The organism is Azospirillum sp. UFLA03-27 (assembly GCF_059803775.1).
The window spans coordinates 1-4,598 of sequence record NZ_JAUQTX010000367.1 but is presented as its reverse complement, the minus strand read 5'-3'; the positions used below and the strand labels follow the sequence as shown (position 1 = coordinate 4,598).

5 protein-coding genes are annotated in these 4,598 nt (G+C 67.9%); 2 read left to right on the top strand and 3 right to left on the bottom strand.

The genetic code is table 11. The annotated features are described in order from the left end of the window. Window positions 1-23: 23 nt before the first annotated feature. On the top strand, window positions 24-581 hold the full coding sequence (locus Q4I23_RS30645; RefSeq protein WP_498528720.1) for an NUDIX hydrolase: 558 nt from the start codon (window positions 24-26) through the stop codon (window positions 579-581). 20 nt (window positions 582-601) lie between these two features. Here the strand turns inward: Q4I23_RS30645 and Q4I23_RS30640 are convergent, their stop codons facing one another. Next, the gene (locus Q4I23_RS30640; RefSeq protein WP_498528719.1) at window positions 602-1,789 is read right to left on the bottom strand and encodes a ChaN family lipoprotein; all 1,188 of its coding nucleotides are present in this window, start codon (window positions 1,787-1,789) and stop codon (window positions 602-604) included. Window positions 1,790-1,931: 142 nt separating this feature from the next. Here Q4I23_RS30640 and Q4I23_RS30635 point away from each other — a divergent pair, with 142 nt between their 5' ends. Further along, window positions 1,932-2,669, top strand: coding sequence for an SDR family NAD(P)-dependent oxidoreductase (locus Q4I23_RS30635; protein ID WP_059399062.1), 738 nt, complete (start codon window positions 1,932-1,934; stop codon window positions 2,667-2,669). A gap of 218 nt (window positions 2,670-2,887) precedes the next feature. On the opposite strand, the gene Q4I23_RS30630 is transcribed toward Q4I23_RS30635, so the two are convergent. Together Q4I23_RS30630 and Q4I23_RS30625 are read right to left on the bottom strand one after the other, a co-directional pair. Continuing rightward, window positions 2,888-3,664, bottom strand: a complete 777-nt coding sequence (locus tag Q4I23_RS30630; RefSeq protein WP_237904290.1) for a response regulator — start codon at window positions 3,662-3,664, stop codon at window positions 2,888-2,890. 113 nt (window positions 3,665-3,777) lie between these two features. Next, the gene (locus tag Q4I23_RS30625) at window positions 3,778-4,323 is read right to left on the bottom strand and encodes a hypothetical protein (protein WP_149164193.1); all 546 of its coding nucleotides are present in this window, start codon (window positions 4,321-4,323) and stop codon (window positions 3,778-3,780) included. Window positions 4,324-4,598 lie beyond the last annotated feature (275 nt).

Here is a 4,598-nt window from a genome sequence, read left to right as displayed (position 1 = left end):
GTTATAGTCTCGTGGGCTCGGAGATGTGTATAAGAGACAGCCTCAAGGGTCCCCGCGTCCGCACCATTCCGCCCGGCGAGGATCGCGAGCGGCTGACCTGTCCGGACTGCGGCTACATCGCCTACCAGAACCCGCTGATCGTCGTCGGGTCGGTGGCGACGTGGGAGGACCGCATCCTGCTGTGCCGCCGCGCCATCGAACCGCGCAAAGGCTATTGGACGCTGCCCGCCGGCTTCATGGAGGAGCGGGAAAGCACCATGGAGGGCGCTGCCCGCGAGGCGTGGGAGGAGGCGCGGGCCAGGATCGCCATCGACTCGCTGTTGGCCGTCTACGACATCCCGCGCATCAGCCAGGTGCAGCTCATTTTCCGCGCCCGCCTGCTGTCGCCGGACGTGTCCGCCGGGCCGGAGAGCCAGGAGGTCGGGCTGTTCCGCTGGGAGGAGATTCCCTGGGACGATCTGGCCTTCCCGACCGTCCAGTGGGCCTTGCGCGAACACCGGTCGCGGCTGGGCCGCCAGGACTTCGCCCCGGCGATGAACCCCACGCCGGACGTTTTGGCGCAGTGGGAGCGAATGCTCTAGCTCCCGATCACTCCGCCCCGTTATTCCACCGCGGGCGAGGCGGGGAACTTCGCCACCAGCTCCGCCGTGCCCTGCTCGCGCTTGACGGTCAGCGGCAGCCAGGTGCCGGGGGCTTGGCGCTGCACCACCGCCGTCAGGTCGGAGGCTTCGCGGACCGGGGACCCCGCCGCGGCGACCACGAGGTCGCCCGCCGTCAGGCCGGCGGCGGCGGCGACGCTGCCCTCGGTGACGGAGCGCACGCGCACCCCCTCGGTTCCTGGCTCAAGCATCACGCCCAGCCGGGGGCGGGGCGTCTCGGCCGGCGCCTCGCTCTCGCCCAGCCCGTAGACCGCGTCGGCGATCCGCCCGTCCAGCTCGGCGCAGGGGCGATCCTCATCCCAGGGCAGCAGGACGACGCTGTGCCGGATGCCCAGGTCGGCCAGCTGGTGGGGGACGCCGTCGCGGCCTTCGATGTGCCCTTGGCCCAGGATGGCGACGACGGTGCGGTTGGTCTGGCGGTGGGTCTCGGCGATCCGCTCGGCCATGGCGCGGTCCCAGACGGATTGCGCCTCGACGAATCGCTCGAAGCTGCCGGAGCGCCGCTCGGTCGGGCCGTGGGCGGCCATCACCTGGCGCAGCCGCTCGGTGTAGGAGGCGGGGGGAGGGGCCGGGTCGCCCACGCCTTCCCGTTCGTTGGCGGGAATGGCGGCCCAGCCATCACGCGCGGTGCGGCTGACCAGCCCGCGGTCGACGTTCAGCGCGACCACCGGCAGCCGGTTCATCCGGGCGAAATGCAGGATCGGCAGGTAGAAGCGCGCGTCGTAGCCCCAGACCTTCGGCCAGTTGGTCTCGCGCAGCAGCTCCGCCTCGGTCAGCTGCCCGGCGCTCCAGCGGTCGAGGACCGGCTGGACGCTGCGCGGGAACATCTCCATGCCGACCGCCAGATCGGGGTTCAGCGCGTGCAGCGCCGCCAGGCTGTGAAGCTGCCAGCGGTGGTGGTCGGCGTTGTCGTGCCGCTCCCCCAGCAGCACGGCGGGCGAGGCCGCGGCGCGGCGCAGCAAATCGGCGGCGTTCAGCGGGCGGGCGGTGGCGTCGGACCAGCCGCCGGGCGGCACGCAGGCATCGTTGGTCTGGGCGGTCTGGGCGGCGGCCTTCGCCGCGGTGACGTCACCCAGGCCAGCCAACAGGCTGCCGGAGAGCAGAAGGACGGCCATCAAACGGGGGAGCACGTCGGCGGTCCTCCTGGAGTCGGTGAAACGGTTGGCCTCAGGCTGAAGGTTGGGCGGTGGGGTGCGCCCGTCAACGGTGCATGGTCTGACCGGCAACGGCCGCGCTGGCGCGGTGCGGCGAAGCGGGGTATCCTCGGACATCATGCCGCACCGTAAAACCGTCATTCTGACCGGCGCGAGCCGGGGCATCGGCCACGCCACCGTGCAGCGCTTCAGCGCCGAGGGCTGGCGGGTCATTTCCTGTTCCCGTGAGGAGGTGCCGGACCATTGCCGGCGCGATCCGAACTGGACCCACCACATCCCGACGGACCTGTCCGATCCGGACAGCCGCGCCCGTTTCCTGGAGGAGGCCAACCGGGCGTTGGACGGCGGGCCGCTGCACGCGTTGATCAACAACGCCGGCATTTCGCCCAAGACGCCGATCAAGGAGCGTCTCGGCTGCCTGAACGGGGCCATCGAAGGATGGCACCGGGTGTTCGAGCTGAACTTCTTCGCTCCGCTGGTGCTGGCCCGCGGCTTCGCGGCGCCGCTGTCGCGGGCGAAGGGAGCGATCGTCAACGTGACCTCCATCGCCGGCCATTCGGTGCACCCCTTCGCGGGGTCGGCCTATTCGACCTCCAAGGCGGCGCTGTCCGGCCTGACCCGTGAGATGGCTGTGGAGTTCGCCGAGATCGGCGTGCGCGTCAACGCCGTGGCGCCGGGCGAGATCGAGACCGCCATGACCGGGCCGGAATATGACGTGCTGATCCCGCGCATTCCGCTGAAGCGCATGGGCACGCCGGAGGATGTGGCGGCGGTGGTCTTCTACCTGTGCGGTCCCGACTCGGGCTACGTTACCGGAACGGAGATGTTCATCACCGGCGGGCAGCACCTGTATTGAGGCGGGTGGTTGCCCGTTGCGAGTGACGGACTGGGATCACAAGATTCACACGGATTTCACCGATCTTTTCACGGATTTCACGGATTTTTTAGATCGCTTGCTCAGCAAGGGCTCCTCGACAAGCCACTACTGGGCGAGTATCAAAGAAAAATCCGTGTAATCCGTGCTCTAAATCCGCGAAATCCGTGAAGTCATTTTGCCCGCAAGGGTCCTGAACCTCAGCCGAGGTTGTGCTTCGCCACCACCGCCGCGAAGTCGTCCCCGAAATGCTCGCCGACGCGGATGACCGAGACGCCGTGCGGGATTTCCTTCAGGGCCGGGTTGTCCAGGCTCATCGAGGTCAGCAGCGCCATCGGCACATTGTGCGTGACGCTCATCGCACGCAGGCCGCGGATCAGGTCCAGGCCGGACAGGCCGTCCATCACCATCGACGCGATCAGCATGTCCGGCGGGACACGCACGGCGAGGCTGATCGACTCGATAGGGTCGCTGACCGTCACCGTGCGGAAGCCACAGGCCGCCAGTTCACTGCCCAACTTCTTGGCGACGACCTTGGACGGGGTGACCAGCATAATCTCGACGTTGCTGATCTGGATGTCGGTGATCTCGAACTGGTAACGCACCGGCAGGGCGCGAATGATCCGGTTCGTTTCGGCAACCTGCGGCTGCTCGGCGCGGTCCACCAGCTCGGCGATCCGGTCCACGAAGGTCTGCGCGTCGTTCAACTCGCGCTGTTCCAGCCGTTTCAGGCCGGACAGGTAATCCTCCAGGCGGTGCGCGACGAGGCTGACGGTGGGGTAGCCGAAGCTGGTGCCCATGCCCTTGAAGTTGTGGGCCTCCAGCCGGAGCACGCCGATGACCGCGCTTTCCTCCCGCGTGCCCTTGGACAAGCCTTCCAGAGCGGCGTTCATCACTTCCAGCCGGTCGCGGGCGTCGTCCATGAATTCGACGCGCAGGCGGTCTTCAAGATCGTCGGGCGACAGGTTGGAAGCCATGGGAGAGGGTCCTGACTATGCTTTCGGGTTAGGCAGTATGGCCCCGAAAGTTACACCAGAACCCTAACGCGGAACAAATGTTGGCATGAAAGGCGGCTAAAACGCCGCGCCGATCACAACCGCGACAGGAGATTGTTGAACCAGTTCAGCCGCTCTTCGGCCTGGGCGATGTCGTGCTCCAGCCATTCGGCGAAATGGCCGTCGGTTCCCGCACTCGCCCGCTTCAGGTCGCCCAGCCGGGCCAGCTCCGTCTCGCACAGGGAGGCGAGGTGGTCGATCTGGTCGCGCTGCGACTCGACGTCCAGCAGGTGCAGGAAGCGCAGCTTCAGCGCGATGACCAGCTTGTTCAGCCCGTCCGCCGAAGGCGCGCGCACGTTGGCGCGCATCAGCGTGTCGAATTCCGCCCGTCCGGCCTCGGTCGCGCCGAGCAGGGCGTTGTCCTCCATGCCGGTGCCGTCCAGCGCCTCGATCAGCCCCTCGTAGCGCAGCATCTCCAGCGACGTGCCCATGAGGTCGAGCGACGGGCCGACGATGCGGTCGAGGAAATGGCGGAGCGCGCCGGCCAGTTCGGCGTAACGCTGCGGCCCGTTCTGGATCAGCGTGCCCAGGACGGCGAGGCGCACGGCCTCCTTCGGCATCAGCGAGTTGTCACGATACATGGCGAACCCCTGGGCGGTGGCTGTCGACGTTTACGGACCGAACGTTGCGAAACGTTCTCAGATACGTCTAAAGGTAAGGCGCTCCGGCCCACAAGTCCAGAGCGCCGATGCCATCATCGCTGGGAGATCACCGAATCCCCTCCTCCCTGGAGGAGGGGTGCTGTGGGGCTTACGCCGCCAGACGCAGGTCCAGGCGGCTCCACACGTCGAGCAGGGCGTCGACGAGGCGCGCCATCTCGGCGTCGCTGTGCAGCGGGGTGGGGGTGAAGCGCAGG

Coding starts and splice junctions, on each gene's coding strand:
- Q4I23_RS30645 (WP_498528720.1), top strand. CDS start 24: ATGTGTATAAGAGACAGCCTCAAGGGTCCCCGCGTCCGCACCATTCCG.
- Q4I23_RS30625 (WP_149164193.1), bottom strand. CDS start 4,323: ATGTATCGTGACAACTCGCTGATGCCGAAGGAGGCCGTGCGCCTCGCC.
- Q4I23_RS30635 (WP_059399062.1), top strand. CDS start 1,932: ATGCCGCACCGTAAAACCGTCATTCTGACCGGCGCGAGCCGGGGCATC.
- Q4I23_RS30630 (WP_237904290.1), bottom strand. CDS start 3,664: ATGGCTTCCAACCTGTCGCCCGACGATCTTGAAGACCGCCTGCGCGTC.